Annotated in this window: 25 protein-coding genes; 13 read left to right on the top strand and 12 right to left on the bottom strand. The window is 67.9% G+C overall.

The features are described 5' to 3' along the window. Positions 1 to 65: 65 nt before the first annotated feature. Both A37E_RS0122975 and A37E_RS0122970 read left to right on the top strand, forming a co-directional pair. Entirely contained in the window at positions 66 to 1,352 is a 1,287-nt protein-coding gene (locus A37E_RS0122975) for a hypothetical protein (RefSeq protein ID WP_051679279.1), read from the top strand. Between the two features lie 115 nt (positions 1,353 to 1,467). Beyond that, entirely contained in the window at positions 1,468 to 2,667 is a 1,200-nt protein-coding gene (locus A37E_RS0122970; protein ID WP_029558751.1) for a glycosyltransferase, read from the top strand. An 84-nt stretch (positions 2,668 to 2,751) separates the two neighbouring features. On the opposite strand, the gene A37E_RS0122965 is transcribed toward A37E_RS0122970, so the two are convergent. After that, positions 2,752 to 3,240, bottom strand: a complete 489-nt coding sequence (locus tag A37E_RS0122965; protein ID WP_029558750.1) for a disulfide bond formation protein B — start codon at positions 3,238 to 3,240, stop codon at positions 2,752 to 2,754. Between the two features lie 336 nt (positions 3,241 to 3,576). Here A37E_RS0122965 and irrA point away from each other — a divergent pair, with 336 nt between their 5' ends. Beyond that, positions 3,577 to 4,062, top strand: a complete 486-nt coding sequence (gene irrA / locus A37E_RS0122960) for an iron response transcriptional regulator IrrA (protein ID WP_197023077.1) — start codon at positions 3,577 to 3,579, stop codon at positions 4,060 to 4,062. Positions 4,063 to 4,128: 66 nt separating this feature from the next. Here the strand turns inward: irrA and A37E_RS0122955 are convergent, their stop codons facing one another. The 3 genes from A37E_RS0122955 to acnA all read right to left on the bottom strand — a co-directional run bounded on the left by A37E_RS0122955 (position 4,129) and on the right by acnA (position 8,604). Next, positions 4,129 to 4,500, bottom strand: a complete 372-nt coding sequence (locus tag A37E_RS0122955) for a DUF2794 domain-containing protein (protein ID WP_024278775.1) — start codon at positions 4,498 to 4,500, stop codon at positions 4,129 to 4,131. A gap of 483 nt (positions 4,501 to 4,983) precedes the next feature. Next, complete coding sequence (locus tag A37E_RS0122950) at positions 4,984 to 5,715, bottom strand: DUF1223 domain-containing protein (protein WP_051679278.1); 732 nt, start codon at positions 5,713 to 5,715, stop codon at positions 4,984 to 4,986. A gap of 192 nt (positions 5,716 to 5,907) precedes the next feature. After that, positions 5,908 to 8,604: an aconitate hydratase AcnA gene (acnA, locus tag A37E_RS0122945; RefSeq protein ID WP_029558747.1), complete on the bottom strand. Its 2,697-nt coding sequence runs from the start codon at positions 8,602 to 8,604 to the stop codon at positions 5,908 to 5,910. A gap of 176 nt (positions 8,605 to 8,780) precedes the next feature. Here acnA and ccmA point away from each other — a divergent pair, with 176 nt between their 5' ends. Both ccmA and ccmB read left to right on the top strand, forming a co-directional pair. Then, positions 8,781 to 9,389, top strand: a complete 609-nt coding sequence (gene ccmA, locus A37E_RS0122940) for a heme ABC exporter ATP-binding protein CcmA (RefSeq protein WP_029558745.1) — start codon at positions 8,781 to 8,783, stop codon at positions 9,387 to 9,389. 262 nt (positions 9,390 to 9,651) lie between these two features. Beyond that, positions 9,652 to 10,320, top strand: coding sequence for a heme exporter protein CcmB (gene ccmB, locus A37E_RS0122935; protein ID WP_029558744.1), 669 nt, complete (start codon positions 9,652 to 9,654; stop codon positions 10,318 to 10,320). A 25-nt stretch (positions 10,321 to 10,345) separates the two neighbouring features. Here the strand turns inward: ccmB and A37E_RS0122930 are convergent, their stop codons facing one another. Next, a complete protein-coding gene (locus tag A37E_RS0122930; RefSeq protein ID WP_029558743.1) occupies positions 10,346 to 10,702 on the bottom strand; it encodes a winged helix-turn-helix domain-containing protein in 357 nt (118 codons plus the stop codon). 142 nt (positions 10,703 to 10,844) lie between these two features. Here A37E_RS0122930 and A37E_RS0122925 point away from each other — a divergent pair, with 142 nt between their 5' ends. The 3 genes from A37E_RS0122925 to A37E_RS0122915 all read left to right on the top strand — a co-directional run bounded on the left by A37E_RS0122925 (position 10,845) and on the right by A37E_RS0122915 (position 13,793). Further along, a complete protein-coding gene (locus A37E_RS0122925) occupies positions 10,845 to 11,765 on the top strand; it encodes a LysR family transcriptional regulator (protein ID WP_029558742.1) in 921 nt (306 codons plus the stop codon). Between the two features lie 236 nt (positions 11,766 to 12,001). Further along, positions 12,002 to 13,207 carry an NAD-dependent formate dehydrogenase gene (locus A37E_RS0122920; RefSeq protein WP_029558741.1) on the top strand — a complete coding sequence of 402 codons (1,206 nt, stop codon included), beginning with the start codon at positions 12,002 to 12,004 and terminating at the stop codon, positions 13,205 to 13,207. 79 nt (positions 13,208 to 13,286) lie between these two features. Then, positions 13,287 to 13,793 (top strand): HPP family protein, encoded by a 507-nt coding sequence (locus A37E_RS0122915; protein WP_081837737.1) that lies wholly within the window; start codon positions 13,287 to 13,289, stop codon positions 13,791 to 13,793. Between the two features lie 136 nt (positions 13,794 to 13,929). On the opposite strand, the gene A37E_RS0122910 is transcribed toward A37E_RS0122915, so the two are convergent. Then, positions 13,930 to 14,352 carry a hypothetical protein gene (locus tag A37E_RS0122910; RefSeq protein WP_245279408.1) on the bottom strand — a complete coding sequence of 141 codons (423 nt, stop codon included), beginning with the start codon at positions 14,350 to 14,352 and terminating at the stop codon, positions 13,930 to 13,932. A 65-nt stretch (positions 14,353 to 14,417) separates the two neighbouring features. Further along, positions 14,418 to 15,035 carry a TetR/AcrR family transcriptional regulator gene (locus A37E_RS0122905; RefSeq protein WP_081837736.1) on the bottom strand — a complete coding sequence of 206 codons (618 nt, stop codon included), beginning with the start codon at positions 15,033 to 15,035 and terminating at the stop codon, positions 14,418 to 14,420. An 83-nt stretch (positions 15,036 to 15,118) separates the two neighbouring features. On the opposite strand from A37E_RS0122905, the gene A37E_RS0122900 reads away from it, so the two are divergent. The 3 genes from A37E_RS0122900 to A37E_RS0122890 all read left to right on the top strand — a co-directional run bounded on the left by A37E_RS0122900 (position 15,119) and on the right by A37E_RS0122890 (position 18,121). Beyond that, positions 15,119 to 15,814, top strand: a complete 696-nt coding sequence (locus A37E_RS0122900; protein WP_029558737.1) for a DUF4336 domain-containing protein — start codon at positions 15,119 to 15,121, stop codon at positions 15,812 to 15,814. A 120-nt stretch (positions 15,815 to 15,934) separates the two neighbouring features. Beyond that, the gene (murI, locus tag A37E_RS0122895) at positions 15,935 to 16,837 is read left to right on the top strand and encodes a glutamate racemase (protein WP_081837735.1); all 903 of its coding nucleotides are present in this window, start codon (positions 15,935 to 15,937) and stop codon (positions 16,835 to 16,837) included. A gap of 15 nt (positions 16,838 to 16,852) precedes the next feature. Beyond that, positions 16,853 to 18,121, top strand: a complete 1,269-nt coding sequence (locus tag A37E_RS0122890; RefSeq protein WP_029558735.1) for a lytic murein transglycosylase — start codon at positions 16,853 to 16,855, stop codon at positions 18,119 to 18,121. Between the two features lie 271 nt (positions 18,122 to 18,392). Here A37E_RS0122890 and rpmG read toward each other — a convergent pair whose 3' ends face one another. From rpmG to rnr, 5 genes are all read right to left on the bottom strand, one after another. Further along, positions 18,393 to 18,560, bottom strand: a complete 168-nt coding sequence (gene rpmG / locus A37E_RS0122885) for a 50S ribosomal protein L33 (RefSeq protein ID WP_012115832.1) — start codon at positions 18,558 to 18,560, stop codon at positions 18,393 to 18,395. A 165-nt stretch (positions 18,561 to 18,725) separates the two neighbouring features. Next, positions 18,726 to 19,871, bottom strand: coding sequence for an MFS transporter (locus A37E_RS0122880; protein ID WP_245279407.1), 1,146 nt, complete (start codon positions 19,869 to 19,871; stop codon positions 18,726 to 18,728). A gap of 41 nt (positions 19,872 to 19,912) precedes the next feature. Next, the gene (locus A37E_RS0122875; RefSeq protein WP_024278788.1) at positions 19,913 to 20,647 is read right to left on the bottom strand and encodes an NUDIX hydrolase; all 735 of its coding nucleotides are present in this window, start codon (positions 20,645 to 20,647) and stop codon (positions 19,913 to 19,915) included. A gap of 5 nt (positions 20,648 to 20,652) precedes the next feature. After that, positions 20,653 to 21,192, bottom strand: a complete 540-nt coding sequence (locus A37E_RS25585) for a DUF983 domain-containing protein (RefSeq protein WP_348550891.1) — start codon at positions 21,190 to 21,192, stop codon at positions 20,653 to 20,655. A gap of 64 nt (positions 21,193 to 21,256) precedes the next feature. Continuing rightward, positions 21,257 to 23,560: a ribonuclease R gene (rnr, locus tag A37E_RS0122865; RefSeq protein ID WP_029558731.1), complete on the bottom strand. Its 2,304-nt coding sequence runs from the start codon at positions 23,558 to 23,560 to the stop codon at positions 21,257 to 21,259. A gap of 823 nt (positions 23,561 to 24,383) precedes the next feature. Between rnr and A37E_RS0122860 the strand changes: the two genes are divergently transcribed. Both A37E_RS0122860 and purB read left to right on the top strand, forming a co-directional pair. Beyond that, positions 24,384 to 25,352 (top strand): hypothetical protein, encoded by a 969-nt coding sequence (locus tag A37E_RS0122860; RefSeq protein ID WP_029558730.1) that lies wholly within the window; start codon positions 24,384 to 24,386, stop codon positions 25,350 to 25,352. A 74-nt stretch (positions 25,353 to 25,426) separates the two neighbouring features. Then, positions 25,427 to 26,734: an adenylosuccinate lyase gene (gene purB / locus A37E_RS0122855; protein ID WP_029558729.1), complete on the top strand. Its 1,308-nt coding sequence runs from the start codon at positions 25,427 to 25,429 to the stop codon at positions 26,732 to 26,734. The last annotated feature ends 139 nt before the right edge of the window (positions 26,735 to 26,873 follow it).

Genomic DNA, 26,873 nt, shown 5'->3' with positions numbered 1-26,873 from the left:
ACTTCGCACTTCCGGTCCCCAGCGTCTTTCCCGGTGCCGAGCGGCTGCGGGAGGCTCTTTCAGGCATGAGCCGTATTCTGTCGTTCCGGCGGGTCGGGCTGACCTTCTCCGCCCAGATCTACAACCAGATTGTGATACTCGGCGTGCAACTGGTGCAGGTGCCGTTCCTGCTCGCTGCATGGGGTTCCGAGCGTTACGGCGGCTGGCTCGTGCTTTACGCGGTGCCAAGCTACCTGACGCTGACCGACCTCGGTTTCACCTCGGTTGCCAAGAACCAGATGGTGATCCACGCGGCGAAAGCGGACCGAACCGGCGTGCTGCGCGTGTACCACAGCGTGTTCGCCCTTCTGCTGGTGGCGACGGCCGTCATTCTCGGCGCCTGCATTCTGGGCGTGGAATCGGTCTCGCTCACGACGACTTTCGCCCTTGGGCCGCTGAGCGAGAGTGAGGCGAAGCAGACCATCCTGTTCCTCGTCGGGAGTGTGGTCTGCTACCAGTTCCTGCTGCTGTTGGGCTCTGGCGTGCGCGCCAGCGGCAGGCCGGCTGCCGAAGTTATCGCGGCAGCGACGGCGCGCCTGCTCGAGGGCGTCGCGACCGTGGCGGTCGCGCTGGTGACGACGCGTGTGGAACTGGCGGCACTCGCCGTGCTGATCACGCGGATCGGAATGGTCATTGGCGTGTGGACATGGCTCAGGATCGTCGCGCCGGAAATCCGGCTTGGCCTGAAGAACGCACGCTTGGACGAGATCCGGCGCATGGCGAATCCCTCCTTCAGCTACATGCTGCTCGGGCTCGCGCAGGCCATTGCCATCCAGGGACCTATCGTTCTCCTCGGCGCGCTGGCGACCACGCAGGAGACCGTGCTCTTTTCCACCTCGCGCACGCTGGCGCGCATGGGCACGTCTGCGGCGAACCTCGTCAACTTTTCCTTCGCGCCGGAGTATTCGCGCATGCACGGCGAGGGCAACCGATCCGCCTTCGCCCGCCTGCGCAAGATTCACGTGCTCATCGGCTTGGTGGGCATTCCCGCCTACGGCATCGGGCTGTGGGCGCTCGGCCCCTTCATCATGGCGCTGTGGACCCACGGCCATGTGGCCGTGGTCTATCCTTTCTTTGCGCTGATGAACGGGGCTGTGGCGGCAGAAATGCTGTGGGGCTGCCTGTTCACGCCCATCGCCGCCATCAACCGCCATGTGCGGCTGTCCTACATCTTTGTCGGCTTGACGATGGTTTGCGCGGTGCTGGCCTACAGCTGGGCCGTGTCGTGGGGCGCGACCGGGGTGGCCGCAGCCTTGTTGCTGTTGCATGTCGCCATGTCGGTGCTCGTGTTGCTGCTGCGGCCGCGGGGATGAATGCGTGCCTCATGACGCGGCCTTTGCACGGGTGCGGCGGCGATGGGGATATCGGGATTGCCGGCAGCCGCGTCGTGCGCGGCGCCGGCTCCAAACACGAGGGGTCGGGGGCTCCATGAAAAAGCGGCTGAGAATCATCGCGGGAGTCAATCCGAGCGAGGGCGGCCCCATCGAGGGCATCCGGCAGCAGGCTCCGTTCCACGCGGCGGCGGGCATCGAGGAGCATGTGGTGTCCCTCGACCCGCCGGATGCGCCATGGGTGCAGAACTTCCCCCTCACCGTGTTCGGCCTCGGCGAGCCCCTTGGTTCAGTGCCGGAATGGAAGCGGCGCCTGCCCTGGCGCCGGTACGGCTATCGCCCCGCACTGCTGCCGTGGCTGAAGGCCCATGTGCGGGACTATGACGTGGTGACGGTCCATGGGCTGTGGAACTACTCCACCATGGCGGCACGCTTGGCGCTCGTCGGCTCGGGCGTTCCCTATCTGGCCCAGACGCACGGCATGCTCGACCCGTGGTTCAAGCACAATTTCCCGGTCAAGGCCGCGGGCAAGCAGGCGTTCTGGCTGTTCAACGAGGGCCCGCTCCTGAACAATGCGGGCTTCGTGCTGTTCACCACCGAGGAGGAGAAGATCCTCGCCCGCGAGTCGTTCGGTCCCTATCGGGTGAACGAGCGCGTGATCGCCTATGGCACGTCCGACCCTGGCCCGTTCAAGCCCGAGCACGCGGAGGCCTTCCGCGCGGCGGCACCGGGGCTGAAGAAGCCCTATCTCCTGTTCCTCAGCCGGGTTCACCCGAAGAAGGGTTGCGACCTGCTCATCGATGCCTTCGCGGATGTCTGCCGCGACCGTGACGACCTGGATCTCGTCATGGCGGGGCCGGCCTCGGACGAGTATCTCGCCGAGTTGAAGGCCCAGGCCGCGCAGAAGGGCATTGGTGACCGGATCCACTGGCCCGGCCTGCTACGGGGGGATGCCAAGTGGGGTGCGTTCCATCAGGCGGAGGCATTCGTGATGCCCTCCCATCAGGAGAATTTCGGCATCGTCGTCGCCGAGGCGATGGCTTGCTCGAGGCCGGTGCTCATCACCAACAAGGTGAACATCTGGCGCGAAGTCACCGCCAGTGGCGGCGGCCTCGCGGAAAACGACGATCTGGCAGGCACCGCCCGTTGCCTTGCCGCATTTCTTGAGATGCCGCCCGAGGCCCGCGCCCTCATGGGCGCCCGCGCGCGGGAGGCATTCCTGCGGCATTTCCAGGTCAGTCAGTCAGCCAAGGATGTCAACGCGGCGTGCCTCGACGCCATCGCCGGCCGCACCTGAGGTCCCGGAGCTGGCCTACTGCCGCAGAATGCCGACAGCATTCCCCGCCTTCGTGAAACGGGGACTGCTCATTTCGAGGCCCGGTCAGGCCTTGCGACGGGTCGTCGCGCCGCCAAACCCGACCACCGCCAGCCCCAGCGCGATCAGCGCATTCCACCCCGCCATGGACAGCCCGAACATCCGCCACGCCGCTTCGTCGCAGCGGGGCACGCGGGCGCCCTTGAGGGCGGAGAGGACATTGGTCGTCGCCACCGGGGCGCCGGTGCAGGCCGTGGGGCCGGTCCAGAACTGCCACTCGATGCCGGCGTGGTAGATCGCCAGACCGGCGTTCGCCAGCATGGCCGCACCCAGCAGGGCGAGCAGTACCCGCGCCGGTCCGGACCGGCCGGTTCGGGCGAGGAAGAAGGCAATCAGTCCCAAGGGAATAGCGGCATAATAGGCGATGCGCTGGTCGAGGCAGAGGGGGCAGGGCGCCAGCCCCACGACCAGCTGGAAATACCAGGCAGCGCTGAGGGCCATGACAGAGCCCGCCACCAGCAGCAGGGACGCGGTTTCCTTCGTGGTCGGATACAAGGCAGGCTCCGTTCTCGGTCGGCGGCAAGGTCCCGCGATAGCTTGGGCGAGGCGTCATTGTCCATGCGCTGTGCGTTGATTGACGCTCATGTGACCGGGCATGACGCAAGGTTCGATGGTGCGCCCCTACCTTGGAAATATTCTTACTCACCCCCTCCCGTATGGCGCTGCTGTGCAGCATGGGGTATAAATTTGCTAGTCGTCTTCGGAGGCATTCGCATTGCGTTTCCCTCGGCGGCGCATATTTTGGTTTTAGCTACGAAGATTGCAGCCGAAATGACCGAGATGCCCCGCGCCCGTACCACCTTCAGCACCTCCTTCTCCCAGGGCGGTGACATGCAGGTTGAACCGATCCTTCCCGTTGCACAGCTTCGGGATGTGAATACGGCGCGTCGCACCGGCTGCCCCTTCCATGACGTCCGCGAGATGCTGAAGGAAGTCGGCTTGCGGCCGACCCGCCAGCGTCTGGCACTCGGCTGGCTGCTGTTCGCCAAAGGCGACCGGCATGTGACGGCTGAAATCCTGCATGAGGAAGCCATCAAGGCGCGCTTCCCTGTCTCGCTCGCCACCGTCTACAACACGCTGCACCAGTTCACGGAAGTGAGCCTGCTGCGCGAGGTGGCGGTGGATGGCTCGAAGACCTATTTCGACACCAACGCCTCCGACCACCACCATTTCTTCGTCGAGGGCCAGAACGACCTCGTGGATATCCCGGCCGCGGACGTGGCTGTGAACCTGCTGCCCGAGCCGCCGGAAGGTTATGAGGTCGCCCGCGTTGACGTGGTCGTCCGCCTGCGCCGCAAGGGCACGAATCGCGCCTGATTCGCTTCTCTATCGCTGAGGGTCAGGCCGGGCATGTCCCGGCCTTTTTTGCGTCCGGACGCCGGCTCAGATGGTGCGCAGCGGCTTTTCCAGTACCGCCAGCACGCGGGGCAGTTCGTGGCCGCGCTTCAGGATGAGGCCAGTCTGCGAGACCACGCTGTAGATGCCCTGCTTGCGGGCGAGTCGGGGGTCCTTCTCGATGCGGTAGAGAGGGACGTCCATGGCGCGGCGAAAGATGCTGAACACGGCCTTGTCGCGTTGGAAATCAATGGCGTAGTCGCGCCATTCCCCCTGGGCGACCATGCGGCCGTAGAGGTCGAGAATCCGGTCCAGCTCGCGGCGGTCGAAGGTGACGCGGAGGGGAGCGGGGGACGGCGTGGAGGGCTGGACCGGCGAGGCGCCGCGCCGCTGCAGGACTATGGGTTCGATGTCTCCCATCGGGCCTCCTTGTCCTTGTCTGGCATCACTTTCCGGCGGGGCTGCCGGGGTTCGGGACGCTTGCATTCCTTCATGATCCCTCCACCGGCGACCCCTTTCAAGGGCAATCCGTAGCCGGCTGCTCCCGATCGCTGGACGGCATCCGGATACCCATCACGCCAACGTCAATGGAATCACAGTGTCGCCGGAATTCGGCCAATCGCGTGCCGCGGCCGGGCGCGATCTTTCTTCGCGTAGCAGGGCCGGTTCGTGAAGCGCTCCGGTCTATCCCAGCCCCCCAGCCCCCCGGGGTGCATCCGAACCGGCCACTGCTACGCACCGACTTCAGACCCCCGATGTAGGCCATCCCCCGCGGATGGCCTTTTTTTTGGCCGACGCGGCGACGCGGTTCGTGTGTCGAATCGACACTCGAGTCAGGAGCAGTTCAGGGGGGTAAAAGGGGCCGTTCAGGCCGGTTCGACGGCAGTTCGGTCCAATGCCGGTTCAGTCGAGCGGGAAGAGGGTCGCGCCGACGATCTGACCGGGCGTGGCCGGGGTGCCGGTCTGCACCATCACCGCCACCGCATCCATGCCATCGCGATGGATGTCCTTCAGCGGCACCCGGAAGGTACGGGCGTCGCCCTGCCAGCGGGCCACCCGGGTCCAGCCGCGCACCACATTGGCGTAGGTGACGTTGCGTCCACCGTTCTCGCCGCGGCCGATGGAGACCGACTGGGTGCGGGCGACGGGGCAGGCCCACAGCTCGGCACCATCCTCGATGGCGAGGGGCTGGGGCAGGGTGATCTCAATGGCATCGCCGTCCCGCTTCACCTCCACCGGGAGGGAGAGGCCGCCGGAGGCGCGGGCGGTCATGACGGCGCGCTGCACGGCGGCGCGGTCGCTGCCCTTGGCGGCGATCTGGCCGTCGATGACCATCTGGGGGGTGTAGATCTTCTTGTCCGGCCGCTGCTCGGCATAGGCCTTCTGGCGCAGGGAATGGCCGTGGAGGGCGAGGGTGTCCTTCCAGCCCACATAGTCCCAGTAATCCACCGAGAGGGTGAGCGCGAGCACCTGCGGATCCTTGGCGAGATCGTTCAGCAGCGCGTCGGCGGGTGGGCAGGAGGCGCAGCCCTGGCTCGTGAACAGCTCCACCACCACCTTCGGCTGGCTCTGCGCCAGCGCCGGCGAAGCGGCGAGGGCGAGGACAAGCGTGAGGGTGGAGCGGTTCAACATCATGGAGCGCAATGCGTTGTTGGAATGTGTCTCCGCAATAGCGGACGGCGGCACCGCACTCCAGTCACAAAGGGGTGCGGGGCGGTATCTTTGAGCCGCTCCAGACGCGCAAACGCCGGCCCGACAGGCATCGGGCCGGCGTTCATCACGGTTCCGTCAGCACCCTGGCGGGCGCCGCAAAATCAGGCCGAAAGATCAGGCCGCGAGCGAGCGCAGCACGTAGGGCAGGATGCCGCCGTTGCGGAAGTAATCGAGCTCGTCCAGCGTATCGATACGGCAGATCAGCTCGACATTCTTCACGGTGCCGTCGGCGAACTTGATCTCGGCGGTGAGCGTCTGGCGGGGCTTGAGGTCGCCCTCGATGCCCTTGAGGGTGACAACCTCGTCGCCCTTGATGCCGAGGCTCTGCCAGCTCTCGCCGTCCTTGAACACCAGCGGCACGATGCCCATGCCGACCAGGTTCGAGCGGTGGATGCGCTCGAAGGACTGGGCCACCACGGCGCGCACGCCGAGCAGCTTGGTGCCCTTCGCCGCCCAGTCGCGGGAGGAGCCGGTGCCGTATTCCTTGCCGGCGAACACCACCAGCGGCACGCCTTCGGCGCGGTACTTCATGGCCGCGTCGTAGATGGGAAGCTGGGCGCCGTCCGGATAGTGGATGGTCACGCCGCCTTCCACGCCCGGCACCATCTGGTTCTTGATGCGGATGTTGGCGAAGGTGCCGCGCATCATCACTTCATGGTTGCCGCGGCGGGTGCCGTATTGGTTGAAGTCCACGGGGCGCACCTGATGGTCGATCAGGTACTGGCCCGCCGGGGACGCCTGCTTGATGGAGCCGGCCGGCGAGATGTGGTCGGTGGTGATGCTGTCGAGGAACAGGCCCATGATCCGGGCATCGATGATGTCCTTGACCGGCTCCGGCTCCTTCTGCATCCCGACGAAATAGGGCGGGTTCTGCACGTAGGTGGAGGCATCCTGCCAGGCGTAGGTCTGGCCGGTGGGCACGGCGATCTTCTGCCAGTGCTCGTCGCCCTTGAAGACGTCGGAATACTTTTCCTTGAACATCTTCTTGGTGACGTTCTCGCGGATGTACTGGGCCACTTCCTTGTTGGAGGGCCAGATGTCCTTGAGATAGACCGGGTTGCCGTCCTTGTCCGTGCCGAGGGGCTCGGTGGTCAGGTCGATCTGGAGCGAGCCGGCGATCGCATAGGCGACGACCAGGGGCGGGGAGGCGAGGTAGTTCGCCTTCACGTCCGGGTTCACGCGGCCTTCGAAGTTGCGGTTGCCGGAGATCACGGCGCCGGCCACGAGGTCGTTGGTGTTGATGGCCTCGGAGATGGCTTCCGGCAGCGGGCCGGAATTGCCGATGCAGGTGGTGCAGCCGAAGCCGACCAGGTTGAAGCCGAGCTTGTCGAGGTCGTCCTGCAGGTCGGCGGCCTTGAGATAGCCTTCCACCACCTGCGAGCCGGGCGCCAGCGAGGTCTTCACCCACGGCTTGGAGCGCAGGCCCTTCTTCACGGCCGCCTTGGCGAGGAGGCCGGCGGCGATGAGCACCGAGGGGTTGGAGGTATTGGTGCAGGAGGTGATGGCAGCGATCACCACGTCGCCATGGCCGAGTGTGTAGTCGGCGCCGGAGACGGGCACGCGCCTGGCGGCCTCACCGGGCTTCTTGAACTCGCCTTCCAGCGCGGCCTGGAAGCCGGCCTTGGATTCGGAGAGCAGCACGCGGTCCTGCGGGCGCTTGGGGCCGGCCATGGACGGCAGGACGGTGTCGAGGTCCAGCTCCAGCGTATCGGTGAACACCGGATCCGGGGTGTCCTTCTTGCGCCACATGCCCTGGGCCTTGGAGTACTTCTCCACCAGCTCCACGCGGCTGTCCTTGCGGCCGGTCTCGTCGAGATAGTCGATGGTCTCGCGGTCCACCGGGAAGAAGCCGCAGGTGGCGCCGTATTCCGGGGCCATGTTGGCGATGGTGGCGCGGTCGGCGAGGGAGAGGTGCTCGAGGCCGGGGCCGTAGAACTCGACGAACTTGCCCACCACGCCCTTCTTGCGGAGCATCTGGGTGACGGTGAGCACGAGGTCGGTGGCGGTGATGCCTTCCTTCAGCTTGCCGGAGAGCTTGAAGCCGATCACCTCGGGGATGAGCATGGAGATGGGCTGGCCGAGCATGGCCGCCTCGGCCTCGATGCCGCCCACGCCCCAGCCGAGCACGCCCAGGCCGTTGACCATGGTGGTGTGCGAGTCGGTGCCCACCAGCGTGTCGGGATAGGCCACCTCGACCTTCTTGCCGTTGATCTCTTCCTTGCGGGTCCAGACGGTCTGGGCGAGGTATTCGAGGTTCACCTGATGGCAGATGCCGGTGCCGGGCGGGACGACGCGGAAGTTGTCGAACGCGTTCTGGCCCCACTTCAGGAAGCGGTAGCGCTCCTGGTTCTGCTTGTATTCTTCCTCGACGTTCTTGCCGAACGCCTTGTTGTCACCGAAGAAGTTCACGATCACTGAGTGATCGATGACCAGATCCACGGGAACCAACGGGTTGATGCGCTCGGGATCGCCGCCGAGGGCCACCATGGCGTCACGCATGGCGGCGAGGTCCACCACCGCGGGAACGCCGGTGAAGTCCTGCATCAGCACGCGGGCGGGGCGATAGGCGATTTCCTTTTCCGCCTTGCCGCGGTTGTTCACCCAGTCGGCGACGGAGATCACGTCTTCCTTCGTGACGGAGCGACCATCCTCGAAGCGCAGCAGGTTCTCGAGCAGCACCTTCATGGAGAAGGGAAGCGCGGAAATGCCCGGAAGGCCATTCTTCTCCGCCAGCTCGAGATCGTAATAGACGTACTCTTTGTCGTCTACCGTCAGGGTTGTGCGGCACTTGAAGCTGTCGAGGGAGGTCACGGCTGGAAAACTCCGGTTCGATGATCGACCGAAACAGCACCTCCTTTGACGGTGGAGGTCTTTTCTCCACCACCTTGGACGGCGCGGCTGCGGGCTTTATAGAGCCATTTCAAAGCGCGGTCATGCGATAACAGCGTTGAATGTGCAATGCACCAAAAGGCAGGGGTCGGCAACGCATGACTGTCAAGGCGCTGGTAGGAGATAACCTTTCCTGCCGAAGAGGATTCAAGCTCCTGTTCGAGGGCCTCGCCGTGTCGGCGGCGGCCGGGCGGGCGCTCGTGGTGGTCGGGCCGAACGGGGCCGGCAAGTCCTCTCTGCTGCGCATCCTCGCCGGTCTGCTGGCCCCCACCGCCGGGACGGTCCGCCTGGATGGGGGCGGGGAGAGTGTCGGCGAGCATCTGCATTATCTCGGGCATGAGGATGCGGTGAAGGGCGCGCTCACGGTGGCCGCCAACCTCGCCTTCTGGCGCACCGTACTGGGCGGCGGCGGGCTGGAGGTGGAAGAGGCGCTGGAGGAGGTGGGCCTCGGCGGCCTCGGCCGGCTGCGCGCGCAGGTGCTCTCCGCCGGCCAGAAGCGCCGCCTCGCCATCGCTCGCCTGCTTGTCGCCAAGCGTCCGGTATGGGTGCTGGACGAACCGACCACGGCGCTCGACGTGAAGGCGCAGGCCCGTTTTGCCGCCTTCGGCCGCGCGCACCTCGCCGCCGGCGGCCTCCTCATCGCCGCCACCCACGCGCCGCTCGACCTCGGCGAGACGGACGAACTCCGGCTGGGAGGGGTGGGGTGATGGCTGTTTTATTTCTCGGTCTCGCGCCTCGCGTTCGCTTGCTCGCTCTCGTCGCCTCTGCCCCATTCCTCCCCTCTCCCCTTGCGGGAGACGGGCCGGGGGTGAGGGGGAGGGGCCTTTCCAAGTCCGCCGGCCCTGGCATTCTCGGAGACGCACCCCTCACCCCAGCCCTCTCCCGCAAGGGGAGAGGGAGCACGGCCGGCGCGACGGGATTGCGTCAGCCTCCCGATTTCAGTCATTCCCCGGCCGGAGGCCGCCCATGATCGCCGCCTTCCTTGCCATCGTGCGCCGGGATCTGGCGCTGTCGCTGGGGTCCGGCGGGGGCGCGGGGCTGGGCGTGGTGTTCTTCCTCTCCGTGGTGACGGTGGTGCCGTTCGCGGTGGGGCCTGACCTCGTGCTCCTGGCGCGCATCGGCCCGGCCATCCTGTGGATCGGCGCGCTGCTGGCGAGCCTGATCGGGCTGGAGCGCCTGTTCGCTTCCGATGCGGAGGATGGCTCCCTCGATGCGCTCACCCTTTCCGCGCTGCCGCTGGAACTCACCGCCGCCGCCAAGGGCCTCGCCCACTGGCTCGCCACCGGCCTGCCGCTGGTGCTCGCCGCCCCCGTGCTGGCGCTGATGCTGAATCTGGAGCCGGCCGCCATCGGAGCGGTGGTGCTGACGCTGCTGGTGGGCACGCCGGCCGTGACCTTCCTCGGCCTCATCGGCGCGGCCTTTGCCGGGGCGTTCCGGCGGGGCGGGCTTTTGATCGCGGTGCTGGTGATTCCCCTCACCATCCCGGTGCTGATCTTCGCCGTCTCGGCGACTCAGGCGGCGGTGGTCGGGCCGGTGCCGTTCGGCACGCCGTTCCGCGTGCTGGCGGGGCTCGCCCTGTTCGCGCTGGTGCTGGGGCCGGTGGCGGCTGCCGCGGCGCTGCGGGCGGCGCGGGCTTAGGGCCGGCCGCGCGGAGGTTGCGGGATTATTCGGCGGCGGTGGGCGTGGCGGCGAGTTCCGCCTCCAGCTCCGCCACGGCCGCGCGCGTCGCCGCATCGGCGGCCTTCTCGATGGCACGATAATTGGCGACGACCGCCTGCCCCAGCGCCGTGAGCGCCGTGCCGCCGCCGTGCTTGCCGCCGGAGCGGGCGGAAACGAGCGGGGCGGGGAAGAGCGTGTTCAGCTCCTCCACCAGCTCCCACGCCCGGCGATAGGACATGTCCATCTCGCGCCCCGCCGCCGAGATGGAGCCGAGCGCCTCGATCTTCTCCAGAAGCTCGATCTTGCCGGGGCCGAGCCGGCCTCCGGGAGCAAGGTCGATTCTCACGCTCAGCGACGCCATGGAACCTCACACACGCAATCGCGCATCGGAACGCCCGGCGCTGCGCTGTATCCGCCGCGCGCAGCTTATCAAACCGGACGGCGCCTTGTCGTTATTCCCTTCGATATATAAGATCGACTCGCAGAACAGGAAGGGCACACACATGTTCATGCGCCAGCTCGAATATCTGGTGGCGGTGGCGCGCGAGGGGCATTTCGGGCGGGCGGCGGAGGCCTGCCGGGTGTCGCAGCCGGGCCTGTCCGCCGGCATCCGCAAGCTGGAGGAGGAGCTGGGCCTGCCGCTGGTCATCCGCTCCCACCGCTTCCTCGGGCTGACGCTGGAGGGCGAGAGGGTGCTCGCCTGGGCGCAGCGCATGGTGGCGGACTATAACGGCATGCGGCAGGACCTCTCGGATGCCGCCACCGGCCTGTCCGGCACGCTGCGCATCGGCGCCATTCCCGCCGCCATCCCCGCCTTGCCCGCGCTGGTGAACGGCTTCTGCGCCCGCTATCCTAATGTGCGGGTGCAACTGCTGTCGCTCGCCTCCACCGCCATCCAGCGCGGGCTCGACACGCTCGATATCGATGCCGGCGTCACCTATTCCGAGAACGAGCCGCTGACCCGCGTGCGCTCCCTGCCGCTCTATGACGAGACCTATGTCTTCGTCGCCGCCGCCGGCGCCTTCTCCGGACGCAATTCCATCGGCTGGTCGGAGGCGGCGGCGCATCCTTTGTGCCTGCTCACCAGCGACATGCAGAACCGGCGCATCGTGGACCGCATCCTCGCCGAGGCGGGAGTCGCCTCCAATCCCCGCATCGAGGCGAACAGCTTCCTCGGCGTGTGGTCGCTGGTGCGCTCCGGCGCGTGGTCCGGCATCGTGCCCCACACCTATCTCGAAACCTTCGACGCGCCGGACCATCTCGTCGCCGTGCCGCTGGTGGACCCGGTGCACAGCCAGAGCGTCGGTGTCGTGACCTCGGACCGCGACCCGCAATCGCCGCTGGCCGGCGCCTTCATGCGCCACGCGGCGCGCCGGATGGGCGAGAGCGTCGCCCGTCCGCCGGCCCTCACCGCCTGCGCCTGAGGGGGCTTATCGCAGGCGGCTATCAATCGTTGCCGCCAAACGATTGGACCGGCCGCCGCCCCCGTCCTTAACTCGCAAAAGCCGGACGCGACCTGCGCCGGCCTCAAGATGGAAGCGCGGCGCGGTGGCCTCAGGCCGCCCCGCGGATCGTCCCAAATGCGTCCCGTTCCCACCGGCGCCGGCCTCCCCACCCGGCGATCGCGGACGCGCGCCTCCATCGCCTCAAGGAGGAAACCATGGCCAAGGTTCTCTGCGTTCTCTACGACGATCCCATCGGCGGCCTGCCGAAGACCTATGCCCGCGACGACCTGCCGAAGATCGATCATTATCCCGGCGGCCAGACCCTGCCGACGCCGAAGGCCATCGACTTCATCCCCGGCACCATGCTCGGCAGCGTCTCCGGCGAACTGGGGCTGCGCAAATATCTCGAAGCCAACGGTCACACGCTGGTCGTCACCGCCGACAAGGACGGCCCGGATTCGGTGTTCGAGCGCGAGCTGGTGGATGCGGACATCGTCATCTCCCAGCCGTTCTGGCCGGCCTATCTGACGCCCGAGCGATTCGCCAAGGCCAAGAACCTCAAGCTCGCGCTCACCGCCGGCATCGGCTCGGACCATGTGGATCTGCAGTCGGCCATCGACCGGGGCGTCACCGTCGCCGAAGTCACCTATTGCAACTCCATCAGCGTCGCCGAGCACGTGGTGATGATGATCCTCGGCCTGGTGCGCAACTATCTCCCCGCCCATGACTGGGCACGCAAGGGCGGCTGGAACATCGCCGACTGCGTGCAGCACTCCTACGATCTGGAAGCCATGAGCGTCGGCACCGTGGCTGCCGGCCGCATCGGCCTCGCCGTGCTGCGCCGCCTCGCGCCGTTCGACGTGAAGCTGCACTACACCGACCGCCACCGCCTGCCGGAAGCCATCGAGAAGGAGCTGAACCTCACCTTCCACGCCACCCGCGAGGAGATGTACCCCCATTGCGATGTGGTGACGCTGAACTGCCCGCTGCATCCCGAGACCGAGCACATGGTGAACGAGGAGACGCTGAAGCTGTTCAAGCGCGGCGCCTACATCGTCAACACCGCGCGCGGCAAGCTGTGCGACCGCGACGCCATTGCCCGCGCGCTGGAGAGCGGCCGGCTCGCCGGCTATGCCGGCGACGTGTGGTTCCCGCAGCCGGCGCCGGCCGATCACCCCTGGCGCACCATGGCGTGGAACGGCATGACCCCGCACATGTCCGGCACCTCGCTCACCGCCCAGGCCCGCTATGCGGCCGGCACCCGTGAAATCCTCGAATGCTTCTTCGAGGGGCGCCCCATCCGCGACGAATATCTCATTGTTGAGGGCGGCAAACTCGCCGGCGTCGGCGCGCACTCCTATTCCAAGGGCAATGCCACCGGCGGCTCGGAGGAGGCGGCGAAGTTCAAAAAGGCGGGCTGATCCACCGGCGCGGCGGCGGCTCTCCGGGGGCGCCGCCGTGCCATCGCCGTCATCCTCCCGCTTCTCGGGTGCTTGTCCCATGACGTTCCTTTTTTCCGGATCAGGAGCCTCCGGCCAGGGGGCGCCGCTGGCCCGGCGCGCGCTTGACGCCGGCCTTGCCGGGTTCGGGGCCTTTCTGGCGATTCTCCTTCTCGGCCTCGCTCAGGATGGGTCCGGCGTGCTGCTGCTGATCGCGCCCTTCGGCGCAAGCTGCGTCCTCGTCTTCGCGCTCCCCCAAAGCCCGTTGGCGCGGCCGCGCAATGTCGTTGGCGGGCATGTGCTGTCCACGGCCGTTGGCGTTGTCGTGCTGTCCTTTTGCGGCGCGGCGCCGTGGGCGGTGGCCATGGGCGTTGGTGTCGCCATCGCCGTGATGCTGCTGACCGACACCCTGCATCCACCGGCCGGGGCCGATCCCATCGTCGCCATGCTCATGGGGGCGTCCTGGACGTTCGCCCTGATGCCGGTTGCGGTGGGTGCCATGGCCATCGTGCTGCTCGCGACCGGCTTCCACCGATACGTGACGCGGCGTCCCTATCCGATCCGCTGACGGGCCAAAAAATTGGCACCGGGGGCCTTTCGGCTCCCGGTGCCTCCGTTGCGAGATGCCACACGAGAGATGGGAAAACGGGGTCGGAAAAACAAACGGATCAGGTGGGGTCGGTCGCTCGGCAAAAAAGGGGGGATCAGTTGAAGACGGGTGCCGCCTCGCTGGTGCGGCGGATGCTGGCGTGGGCGGCGGCCAGCGTCTGGAGCTGGCGACCGCCAAGGGCAAACGACACCTCGAAGCCGTCGGGCGTGGCGAGGGTGAGGATCAGGGTGGAAGGCTCGGACGCCTGCTCCACCCGCACCATGTGCGCGGGATAGACGAGGCGCAGGCTCTCGTCCTTGTATTGGGCGCGCAGCACCTCGGCCATCATCTTGGGCAGGGTCATCACCAGCGCGCGCAGGCAGTCCGACGGCAGGTTGAGCGACGCGCTGGAGCCGTCCGGCTGGCTGAAGCTCATGCGGAATCGGCTGCCGTCCACCGCGACGTCGAACGACAGGAGATCCTGCCCGATGATGTCATCCTGCTGGAGGCTCTCGTCCGTCATGGCGTCGGTCTTCATGGCGTCGATCCAGCCCCGCTTGTGCAATAGAGCTATATTCGTTCAGATATAGCGCATGTCAAGCGTCAACGGCGCTGACGTTTCGGTGGGGCGGGGACATCCTGATCCGTTCTGGCGCGCCCGATGCCCTCCACCACGATCCGGATCAGGCGCACAATGTCTTTCGCGTCGAACGGTCCGCCGGCCAATGCCGTCAGCATCGCCTGACCGTAGACGCCCAGCAGCACCAGGCTCATGAAGTTGGCGTCCTCATCCGCGCGGATCACGGCCTGGCGCTGACCGAGCAGCAGCACATCCCGAACCAACCCTTGAAAGGACGACCGATCCGCGGGCGGCTCCAGGCGCGGCCGCTCCGCTGGCGCCAGCGCCAGTCGGGCGAGTGAAGGATTGGCGAGGCACCAGTCGGCGCTGTCCAACAGGATCGTCTCCAGCAGGCCCAGCGCATCCTCGCCTGCCGCCATACGGGCGCGATAGCCCTGATCCTGCGCTTCGGCCCGCGCGATCAGGTGGTGCGCGATCTCCTCCTTGGAACCGAACAGGTTGTAGACCGTCTTGCGGGTCAGCCCCGCGCGGGAGGCGATCTCCTCCACCGATGCCGCCGCGAAGCCCTTTTCGCGGAACACGCGGTCAGCGGCATCGAGGATAAGGCCGCGCGACCGGTCGGTTCGCTTGACGCTGGGCATAATTATACTCATGTGTAATTTTATACAGGCGTGTATGCTAATTTGCGCGCGCTTACGCGCCCTCGCAATCGAAAGGTCGCCGCATGACGGCTTTGCAGGCTTTAGGACCGAACCTCTGGATCGCCGACGGGCCGGTCGTCACGGCCGGCGGCGGCTTCCACTATCCCACCCGCATGGCGGTGGTCCGGCTGACGGAAGGATCGCTGTTCATCTGGTCGCCCGTCGCGCTGTCCGATGCGCTGCGGCGCGAGGTCGACGCCCTCGGTCCCGTGCGGTACCTGATCGCTCCGAACACCCTGCACGACCGGTTTCTCGGCGAATGGCAGGCGACCTATCCCGCCGCCCGCATCCATGCCGCCCCAGGGCTTCGCCAACGTCGCCCTGACCTCCATATCGCGGTCGACCTCGGCGAAGAGCCCCCCTCGGACTGGGCTGCCGACATCGACCAGACGCCGATGCATGGCAATCTGATCACCACCGAGGTGCTCTTCTTCCATCGTCCCAGCGCCACGCTCCTCGTCACTGACCTCATCCAGCACTTTGCTCCGACCTGGTTCACCGGCTGGCGTGCCTGGGTCGCCAAGATGGACCTGATGACCGCGCCCGAGCCGCAGGTTCCGAGGAAATTCCGTGTCGCCTTCGTGGACCGCGCCGCCGCCAGAAGGGGGCTTGAACGCATCCTGGAATGGCCGGTCGAGCGCGTGGTGATGGCGCATGCTGATCCCGTCCATGCCGATGGCCGCGCCTTTGTCCGGCGCGCTTTTGGTTGGCTTGCTTGAGCGCGGCTTCCCGTCTTCAGGTCGTGCGCGAGCAGCAGGCGTCATCCCAACCGCCTCCACGCTCACCCTTCCTTTACGATGGCGCGGTCACAATCTCGCCTGCGCTATTGAGGATAAGCCATGGCACACGCTGCCATCGAGAGTTCCGCCGTGACCTCCCTCGCCGCCCCGCTGACCGCGACCGCGACCGCGTCCCATCCCGGCGTCGCGCCGACCATTCTTGTGTTCGATTCGGGGGTGGGCGGGCTGTCCGTCTTCCGCGAGGTGGCCAAGGCCCGGCCGGATGCGCGGCTCGTCTATGCGGCGGATGACGCGGCCTTTCCCTATGGCGCCCTCACTGACGACGTGATGCTGGAGCGTGTCGGCCATGTGGTGGACCGGCTGATCGCGGACGTTTCGCCCGATCTGGTGGTCATCGCGTGCAACACGATTTCCACGCTGGCGCTGCCGAGCCTGCGCGCGCGCCATGCGCTGCCCTTCATCGGCACGGTCCCAGCCATCAAGCCGGCCTGCATGGCCTCCCGCACGAAACGGGTCAGCGTGCTCGCCACCCCCGGCACCGTGCGGCGGGACTATACGGCGGGGCTGGTGCGCGAGTTCGCGCAGGGCTGCGACGTGGCCCTCGTGCCCAGCGACCGGCTCGCCGGCCTCGCCGAGGCAGCCATATCGGGCGATCCGGTGGACGACGAGGACATCGCCGCTGAGATCGCGCCCTGCTTCGTCTCCGCCGGCGGCCGGCGCACCGACACGGTGGTGCTGGCCTGCACCCATTATCCGCTGCTGGTGGACCGCTTCGAGCGCCTCGCGCCGTGGCCCGTCACCTGGATCGATCCCGCGCCCGCCATCGCCCGGCGGGTGACGCAGCTCATCGGCCCGGCCGTGGCGCCGCCCGATACGGCGCCCGTGCGCCTTATCTCCACGCTGCGGCCGTTCGAGCCGGAGCGTGTCACCGCCATCGTCGGCCGCACCGTGGCCGATCCCGAGGTGCTGGCCTCCGCCCGGCCGTTCGCCTCCCCCAGCTGATCCCGCCGAGGAACCATGACCGACGACCGATCCCGCCTCCTCATCGGCCGCCGCGCCTTCACCCTCGGTCTCGCGGGGAGCGCATTTCTGGCAGGTGCCGGGCTTCTCGCCCCGCCCGTCTTCGCCCAGCAGGCGGCGCAGCCCTTTCCCAAATGGGTCGAGACCTTCCGCGCCCGGGCCCGCGCCCGCGGCGTGTCGGATGCCACCTACAACAAGGTGTTCGGCGGCCTGAAGCCGGACACCTCGGTCTATGCGCAGGACCGCAACCAGGAAGAGTTCACCGAGCAGTCCTGGCAATATCTCAACCGCCGCGTCTCCGACTGGCGCATCGCCACCGGCAAGCAGAAGGCGCGGCAATATTCCGGCCTGTTTGATCGAATCGAGCAGGCGTTCGGCGTCGATCGCCGGGTGATGCTCGGCTATTGGGGCATGGAGAGCGCCTATGGCGAGGTGCTCGACAATCCCAAGCACATGAAGCCCATCTTCAATTCGCTGGCGGCGCTGGCGTGGGGCGATGCGCGGCGGCGCAAATACTGGGAGGCGGAGCTTCTCAACGCCCTCGTCATCGTCGAGCGCGGCTGGGGCACGCCGCAGGAGATGACCGGCTCGTGGGCCGGCGCCATGGGCCACACCCAGTGGATGCCCGAGGTGTGGCTCAACATGGGCGTGGATTTCGACGGCGACGGGCGCATCTCGCCCTTCGGCAAGCCGGACGACGCGCTGGCCGGCACCGCCAACTATCTGGTGAAGCGCGGCAAGTACCGGCGCGGCGAGCCGTGGGGCTTCGAGGCGAAGCTGCCCGGCAATTTCAATTCCGACCTCGCCGACAACAAGACGCGCCGCCCGCTCTCCCAGTGGGGCGAACTCGGCCTCACCACCATCGAGGGACAGTCGCTCTCCGCCTATGACGAGCCGGCGCGGCTCTGGCTGCCGGGCGGTCCCGGCGGGCCGGCGCTGCTGCTGCTCCACAATTTCTATGCGGTGCGCTCCTACAACCCCTCGTCCAACTATGCGCTGGCGGTGGTGCATCTGGGCGACCGGGTGATGGGGGAGGGGCCGTTCGTCGCCTCCTGGCCCGGCGGCGAGCGGGCGCTGACGCTGGCGGAGATCCAGGAGATCCAGCAGCGCCTCACGGCGGCGGGCTTCAACACCGGCGGCTCCGACGGGCGCGTGGGCGCCGACACCATGCGGGCGGTGCGCGCCTTCCAGCAGAAGGCGGGAATCACGCCGGCAGACGGCTACGCCTCGCTCACCGTCCTCAACGCACTGCGGCAGGGACGGTAGACGTCGCTGCGAACGTCCTCCCGGGATGGATTGCAGGCCTTCAGTCTCGCTGTCATCCCCCGCCTCGTGCGGGGGATCCACCCTTCCGCCGATCGCGCGTCAGGTTCTGAGCGCCGGCCAAATGGCGAAGTGGATGCCCCGGACAAGCCGGAGCATGACGCACAAAGCGACTCGCCCAAAAGAAAAGGGCACCCGGAGGGTGCCCTGTCCAGTCACGATGAACCTTGGATTGTAAGCCGCGCGGCGCCGTTGTCCAGCGCCGCAGCGCGGATCACTTGATCTTGGTCTCGCGGAACTCGACGTGCTTGCGCACCACCGGGTCGTACTTCTTGAGCACGATCTTGTCGGTCTTGGTGCGGGAATTCTTCTTGGTGACGTAGAACACGCCCGTGTCCGCCGAGGACAGGAGCTTGATCTTGATGGTTGCAGCCTTGGCCATGTCTTGATCCCTGGGTGCCGCGTGCGGCGTGCGACCGTCTGGTTTTTGCAAACCGTGAGGTGGCGAAAAGAAGAACGGACGCGCTGCCGGTCTCCGGCGGCTCGTGGGCGCGGAAACTCTCTCAATGCGCCCCTAATGTCAAGGGTGGGCGACCCTTCCGCTGGATCACGCCTCCCTCCGACCGCGCATCATCAGCCGCACGGCGACGATGGCCGCATAGACGGCCAGCATGGTGGAGATGACGAAGGCGAAGCCATAGGGGTTGTAGAGGTCCATGCCGGCGCCGGCCAGCGGCGGGCCGGCGATGAGGCCCACGGAATAGAGCATCACGAACGCCGCATTGGCCGCTGCGAGGTCCGCGCCATGGAATCGCTCGCCGAGATGGGCGAGGCCGACCGTGTAGAGCGAGCCCACCACGCCCGTGGCGAGGAAGATCATGGCCAGGAACCACGGGCTCGACACCGGCACGAACGGCAAAGTGAAGGCGCCCGCCGCGCCCGCCAGCGAGCAGCAGAGCAGCAGCACCCGCCGGTCCACCTTGTCGCTGATGAGGCCGATGGGGATCTGGAAGGCGACGTTGCCCAGCACCGCCGCCGTCAGCAGCAGCGCCGCGCTGGTCTCGGCGAGGCCGAGGCGCAGGCCGTAGAGCGGCAGGAAGGTCATCACCGCCGTCTCGATGGCGCCGAACACCAGTGCCGCCAGCACCGCCGAGGGCGATCGCCGCACGAAGGTGAGCACGCCGTGATGGCTGTCGTCATGGATGCGGGGGGTGATTCCCCGCGCCAGCAGGATGGGAATGGCGCCCAGCAGCAGCACGACCGCGCCGGCGAGGTAGGGCGCCCAGCCGGAGGCGCCGAGCACGCTGAGCATGGTCGGCCCCAGCGCCGCGCCCAGCGACAGCGCGGTGGCGTAGATGCCCATGATGAGCCCGCGCCGGTTGGGCGGGGCGAGGGCATTGATCCAGAATTCCGAGACCGCGAACAGGATGCACAAGGCCGCGCCGAAGGCGAAGCGCAGCGGGAACCACATGAGGAAGGACGGCGCCGCCTTGAATCCCACGAGGCTCGCCGCGGCGAGCACGATGGCGCCGACCAGCAGCGCGCGCAGCCCGATCTTGCGCACCATGAGCGGCACGAAGGGCGCGGTGAAGATGGTGGCGATGCCGGCCACCGCCGTGTTGATGCCGATCCACTTGCCGGTGACGCCGCGCGATTCCAGCTCCAGCGCCAGCAGGGGAATGGACAGGCTGATGCCGACGCCCACCACCGTGATGGCGGAGATGGCGGCCGCGATGGAGGCCGTCCGGCTCATGTGGCCGAGGGACCCGTGGGGAGCATGCATCGCGTTCGGCTTCAATCCAGGAGGGTGCGGACGAAGCGTCCGCGGACCATGGCGTAGGAGGGCACCGGCAGCCGCGGGCCGAAGCCGGCATCGATGCGGGCGGCCAGTTCCTCAAGCACCACGCGGGTGATGGTGGGAAGCTCCTGCTTCTCCGTCTCCGCGAAGGTCAGCCATGCAAGGTCGATGAGTTCGGACTCCTCGCCCACCAGCCCCTTCACCTCGTCGCAGACGGCCGTGGCGTCGGCGATGAAGAAGCGGGTGTCGAAGCGCCGGGGGCGCCGGGGCGGTGTGATGGCGCGGGCGACGAAGGTGAGGGCGCCAAGATCGGGGAACACCCCGCGCTCCTCGAACGCGCGCCAGTCGTCACCGGGGGATTCGGGGGCGCCGCACTCCTTGGTGCCCACTAGGAGACCGGTTTCCTCATACATCTCACGGATGGCGGCGGCGGCGAGGCCGCGCGCGCGGCCGAGGCTCGGGCGCTGCACGTGGGCCATCAGCCGGCGTTCACTGTCCGGATCGAGGCAGCCATAGACCGGCATGGCCTTGTCGGACTTCTCCAGCCTGCCGCCGGGAAACACGTAGACGCCCGGCAGGAACTTGAGCTTGGGATGCCGCCGGCCCATCAGCACGCGGGGCTTCTTGCCCTTGCTGTCGAGCAGGATGAGGGTGGCGGCGTCGCGCGGGCGCACGTTGGGAGAAGCCTGAAGGCGCTCGGCTTCGGTCAGGCGGGTAGCAAAATCGTTCATGATGCTCAGAGTATCGGACGGACGGCACGGATGACGGGGCGGACGGCACCCTCGGGGGGCGCCTCCCGTTCCTCACTGCCGGAATCGAAGCCGTGCATGCGCAGCGCCCATTGCAGGTTCACCAGCATGCCCTTCAGCGGCGGTAGCAGGGCGAGGCAGAGCACCAGCGTCAGCGGCAGCCAGAGGGAGAGGTGCACCCACAGCTCCGGCCGGTACAATTCCTCCACCAGCACCATCAGCGGCACCACGATGTGGCCCACCACGAAGATCACCGCATAAGGCGGCGCGTCGTCGGCGCGGTGGTGGTACAGCTCCTCGCCGCAGGTGGCGCAGAAGGGCGAGACCTTCAGATAGCTGGAAAACATGCGGCCGGCGCCGCAGGCGGGGCACAGGCCGCGCGCGCCGCGCATCAGGGCACCGGGCACCTCGCGGCGGGGCGGGGGAAGCTCGAACGCGCCGCCGGGCGCGCCCGCGGCCTCGCTGGCCGCCGCCTCTTCGGGCGTCGCCAGCTTCTGGGTCACGGTCATGCCGGTCGGCGTGGTCACGGTCCTGAACCTCTCGGTCGCCCCTGAGGAGCGCGCTTCTCCAACGTTTTATCGGCCGGACGCCTCAGCGCCGGCCGGGTCCCGGCTTGGCCTTGCCAGAGCCGGCCTTTCCGGAACCTGCCTTGCCCGCTTTCGCACGGCCCGGCGCGGATCTCCCCGGCCGGCCCGCGAACCCGGAGGGCGCGCCGCGGCGCTGGGGGCCACCCCCGCGCGGGCCCTTTACATAGGAGCCTTCGCTCAGAAGCTCAAACCGCAGTGCTCCGGCGACCGGCGCGGCCTCCACCAGCTTGACCTCCACCCGGTCGCCGATGCGGTGCATCTCGCCGGTACGGTCTCCCACCAGCGCCTGCCGCACTTCGTCGTACCGGTAATAGTCCTGGCCCAGGGTTGAGGCGGGAATGAAGCCGTCCGCCCCGGTGATGTCGAGCGCGACGAAGAGTCCCGCCTTGGTCGCCCCGGTGATGCGGGCGTTGAAGGTGGCGCCGATCTGGTCCGCCAGATGATGGGCGATGAGCCGGTCCACCGTCTCCCGCTCCGCCGCCATGGCGCGACGTTCCGTAACGGAAATGGCAGCCGCCACCTCGCCGAGGCTCTCGACGGTCGCGTCTTCCGGCAGCCCGTCCTTGCCCACACCCAGCGCCCGCACGAGGCCGCGATGGACGATGAGGTCCGCATAGCGGCGGATGGGCGAGGTGAAATGCGCGTAGCGGCGGAGATTCAGGCCGAAATGGCCGTAATTCTCGGAGGCATATTCCGCCTGGCTCTGGCTGCGCAGGATCACCTGATTCACCAGCGGGGCGGCGTCCGTGTCCTTCACCTCGTCCAGGATGCGGTTGAAGTGGGAGGGGCGCACCTGGTCTGTCTTGGGCAGGCCGATGTCCAGCGTCTTCAGGAAGTCGCGCAGGGCCGAGAGCTTGGCCAGCGTCGGGCCGTCATGGACGCGGTAGATGAGGGGGGTCTTCTTCTCCTCCAGCGTCTCGGCGGCGGCGACGTTGGCGAGGATCATGAATTCCTCGATGAGCCGGTGAGCATCGAGGCGCTCCGGCACCACCACCCGGTCCACCGTGCCGTCGGGCTTGAGGATGATCTTGCGCTCGGGCAAATCGAGATCGAGCGGCTGGCGGGCGTCGCGGGCCTTCTTCACGCAGGCATAGGCCGCATAGAGCGGCTTGAGCACGCCCTCCACCAGCGGATCGGTGATGTCGTCGGTGCGGCCTTCGATGGCGTTCTGCGCCTGCGCATAGGCGAGCTTGCCGGCCGAGCGCATGAGGATACGGTGGAAGCTGTGGCTGCGCTTGCGCCCATCCGCGCCGATGACGAGGCGCACCGCCAGCGCCGGCCGGTCCTCGCTGGGGCGCAGGGAGCACAGGTCGTTGGAGATGCGCTCCGGCAGCATGGGCACGACGCGATCGGGGAAATAGACCGAATTGCCGCGAATGAGCGCCTCGCGGTCCAGCGCCGTGCCGGGACGCACATAGGCCGAGACGTCGGCAATGGCGACGGTGACGATATAGCCGCCATCCTCGTCCGCCGCCGCATGCACGGCGTCGTCATGGTCCTTGGCGTCGGGCGGGTCGATGGTGACGAGGGGCAGGTCGCGCCAGTCCTCGCGGCCGCGCACGGTGATCTGCTTCGCCGCCTCGGCTTCCTTCACCACCACGTCCGGGAAGGCGTTGGGGATGCCGTGGGCGTGGATGGCGATGAGGCTCACCGCCTTCTCGGAGTTCAGCGAGCCGAGCTTTTCCTTCACCCGCGCGGTGGGCAGGCCGAACACGCGCTGGCGCATCAATTCGACGGTGACGAGATCGCCGTCCTGCGCCTCATGCTCGGCGCCGGGGGGCACCTGCAATTCGCGGCCGAGCTGCTTCTTGTCGATGGGGATGATGCGCCCGCCGCCGCCCTGCGGGGCCGCGCGGAAGATGCCCATGGTCTGCTTGCGGGCCTTCTCCAGCACCTTGATGACGCGGCCCACATGGGGGACCGCATGCTCGATGGAGCCTTCCACGATGCGCAGCAGCACCCGGTCCGCCAGTCCCGGCGCGGGGCCGGAGGCGCGGCGCGGCACCTGGACGAGAATGGGCGGCGCCTCGCCCTGGGCCTCGGAGTCCCATTCCACCGGAATGGCCACCAGCTCGCCGTCGCCGTCGCGGGAGACGATGTCGGCCAGCACCACCGCCGGCAGCGCGCCGGGCACATGCAGGCGCCGCCGCTCGCGGCTCACCGTGCCTTCTTCCGAGAGGTCGCGCAGCAGCTGCTTCAGTTCCACCTTCTGCGCCGGCGAGAGGCCGAAGGCGCGGGCAATCTCGCGTTTGCCCACCTCGCCGTTCTGGGAGGCGATGAAGGCCAGCACCTGCGCCTTTGTCGGCATCTCGCCGGTGGCCAGCGGCGCAACGGCAAGCGCCGCCGCCTCATGGGCCGCGGCGGCCTGCTTGCGCGCGGCACGGGATTTCGTCGCGCGCAGCGGCTTTTCCGCGCGCGATGTCTTGTCTGCGCGCGCTATCCTGGCGGCGTGGCCGTCCTTGCTGGAATGGCGGGTGGGCGGCTTGGTGGGGCGCTTCGGCAATGGGTCTTTCCGGTTTCCTGCGGACGCTACCCGGAACACGCCCCGGCCGCCAGTGGTGGGTTTCCGTGGGGCTGCGGCCCCCGGGCCTCAAGCACTCCGTTGCCCGGACAAGCGACGGCGCAGCGGGAGCGCCGATCCGGAGTCCAGCGCAATCATATCCGCTTGTCATCGCCCGGCTGGTCCGGGCGATCCACCGAGCCGCTGGAGCAATGTCCGAAGGATTTTCCGGGCCGAACCGTGGATCGCCCGGACCAGCCGGGCGATGACGGCTACGCGGGAACTCTTGCGCTGGGCCTCGGATCAGCGCTTCGGCTGCGCTTCGTGCGTCCGGAGCGCGAGAGCGGGGCGGGCCGCTCGTTCCCCCCCTCTCCCCTTGCGGGAGAGGGGTTGGGGGTGAGGGGGCCGGTGCCGCCATCCCGGTGGCTGAGCGGGGGGAGACGCACCCCTCACCCCAGCCCTCTCCCGCAAGGGGAGAGGGGGCTTGGCCGGTTCGTGTGGGAGGCACATGCACTCCATTCGGTGCACCGCACCTTCGCTCAGCGGCCGGGAAGGGTTCCCTTGAGTACCGGCTGGGGCTAGAACGGCTTGTGTCCCGCGCGATGCCGTTTTCCCCCGCAAGAACTGCCCCATGAACCCCGGCCTCCTGCCCGCGGTCGCATGTGCGCGCCTTCTGGCGTGGCTCGGTCGGCGGAGCGCGCCGGCGGTGGCGGTGAGCGTGTTCATCGGGCTGGCCGTGCCGCCGTTCGCGGCGCTGGCGAAGCCGCTGGTGGTGCCCACCATCCTCGCGCTGCTGGTGCTGGCATTCGTGCGCACCTCCATGGCCGGGGCCTTCACCGCACGTCGTGCAGGCATCGCAGTGCTGGCCTGCGCCTGGGTCATGCTGGTGCTGCCGCTGGCGATGGGGCTGGCGACGCGGCTTCTGGGCGAGCCCAACGCCATCGTCCTCGCCCTCATCATGCAGGCCTCGGCCCCGCCCATCATGTCCGCCCCCGCCTTCGCGGCCCTGCTCGGCCTCGATGCCCGGCTGGTGCTCGTGACCATGCTCGGCGGCATGGCGCTGACGCCGCTCACCGCGCCGGGGCTGGTGTTCCACTTCTCCGGCGGCGCGCTGGCGCTCGATCCGCTGGCGCTGGCGCTGCGGCTCGCCGCGGTGGTGGGCGGGACGATGGGGGCCGGCCTCCTCATTCGTCGGCTCTTGGGCCTGAAATGGGTGGAAGCCATTTCCGCCCATCTCGACGGGCTCAACGTGGTGCTGCTGGGCCTTCTTGCCGTGGGGCTGATGGACGGCGTGACCCACGCCTTCCTCGACCAGCCCGCCTTCATGGCGGGGCTGGTGGCGCTGGCTTTCTGCGTCTCGCTGCTGGGCTTCGGCGCGACCGCGCTCGTCTTCCGCGCCGTCGATCCGGGCGATGCGATGATGCTCGGCTTCTGCGGCGGCCATCGCAACATGGCGGTGGTGATCGCCGCCACCGGCGCTGTCCTGCCGCACGAGACTTGGCTTTACGTTGCGGCAGCGCAATTCCCCATCTACCTCCTGCCGGTGGTGATGCTGCCGCTGGCGCGGCGTGTGAGCGCCGCCGGCCGCCGCAAGGCGTGACCCTCGCGGCTACCCCCCGCCGCCGTCATCTGCTAGACGAGCCGCCTGCCTGACATTTTGACGAGCACCGCCCCATGATCCCGCGTTACAGCCGGCCGGAAATGGCCTCCATCTGGTCCCCCGAGGCCCGCTTCCGCATCTGGTTCGAGATCGAGGCCCATGCTGCCGACGCCATGGCCGAGCTTGGCATCGTCCCGAAGGAGGCCGCAGCCAAGATCTGGGAGCTGGGCGGCAAGGCCGAGTTCGACGTGGAGCGCATCGACGCCATCGAGCGCGAGGTGAAGCACGATGTCATCGCCTTCCTCACTCACCTCGCCGAGTTCGTGGGGCCGGAAGCGCGCTTCGTCCATCAGGGCATGACCTCGTCCGACGTGCTGGACACCTGCCTCGCCGTGCAGCTCGCCCGGGCCGCCGACCTGCTCATCGCCGACGTGGACAAGCTGCTGGCGGTGCTCGAACGCCGGGCGTTCGAGTTCAAGCTGACGCCCACGGTGGGTCGCTCTCACGGCATCCATGCCGAGCCGACCACCTTCGGCGTGAAGCTCGCCATCGCGGCGGCCGAGTTCCAGCGTTCGCGCGCCCGCCTCGTGGCGGCGCGGGAGGAGATCGCCACCTGCGCCATCTCCGGCGCGGTGGGCACCTTCGCCCATATCGATCCGGCCGTTGAGGCCCATGTGGCGGAAAAGATGGGGCTGAAGGTGGAGACGGTCTCCACCCAGGTCATCCCGCGCGACCGGCACGCCATGTTCTTCGCCGTGCTCGGCGTGGTTGCCTCCTCCGTGGAGCGCCTCGCCACCGAGGTGCGGCATCTCCAGCGCACCGAGGTGCTGGAGGCGGAGGAGTATTTCTCCCCCGAGCAGAAGGGCTCCTCGGCCATGCCGCACAAGCGCAACCCGGTGCTCACCGAGAACCTCACCGGCCTTGCCCGCATGGTGCGCGCCTATGTGACCCCGGCGCTGGAGAATGTGGCCCTGTGGCACGAGCGGGACATCTCCCACTCCTCCGTCGAGCGCATGATCGGCCCCGACTCCACCGTGACGCTGGACTTCGCTTTGTCGCGCCTCACCGGCGTGATGGACAAGCTGGTCGTCCATACCGACAACATGCAGAAGAACATGGACAAGCTGGGTGGTCTCATCCACTCCCAGCGCGTGCTGCTGGCCCTCACCCAGAAGGGCGCCAGCCGCGAAGACAGCTATCGCCTCGTGCAGCGCAACGCCATGCGCGTCTGGCGCGGCGAGGGCGACTTCCGCACCTTCCTTCTGGAAGACGCGGATGTGCGCAAGTACCTGTCCGAGGAGGACATCAACGAGAAGTTCGACCTCGGCTACCACTTCAAGAACGTGGACAACATCTTCAAGCGGGTGTTCGGCCGGGCTTGAGGGAGCGCGCAAAGAGGGCGTGCAGGGCACGCCCCTGAGCCCCGGACAAGCGACGGCGATAGCCGGAGCGCTGATCCGGGGCCCAGCGCAAGGGTCCGCCGAAGGCGCTTCGTGATCTGAGGCTCTCGGGAGTTGACCG

Source organism: Xanthobacter sp. 91 (genome assembly GCF_000702385.1).
In the GTDB taxonomy this organism is placed as follows: domain Bacteria; phylum Pseudomonadota; class Alphaproteobacteria; order Rhizobiales; family Xanthobacteraceae; genus Xanthobacter; species Xanthobacter aminoxidans.
The sequence above is the reverse complement of the archived record's forward strand: the minus strand, read 5'-3'. Positions and strand labels throughout refer to the sequence as shown.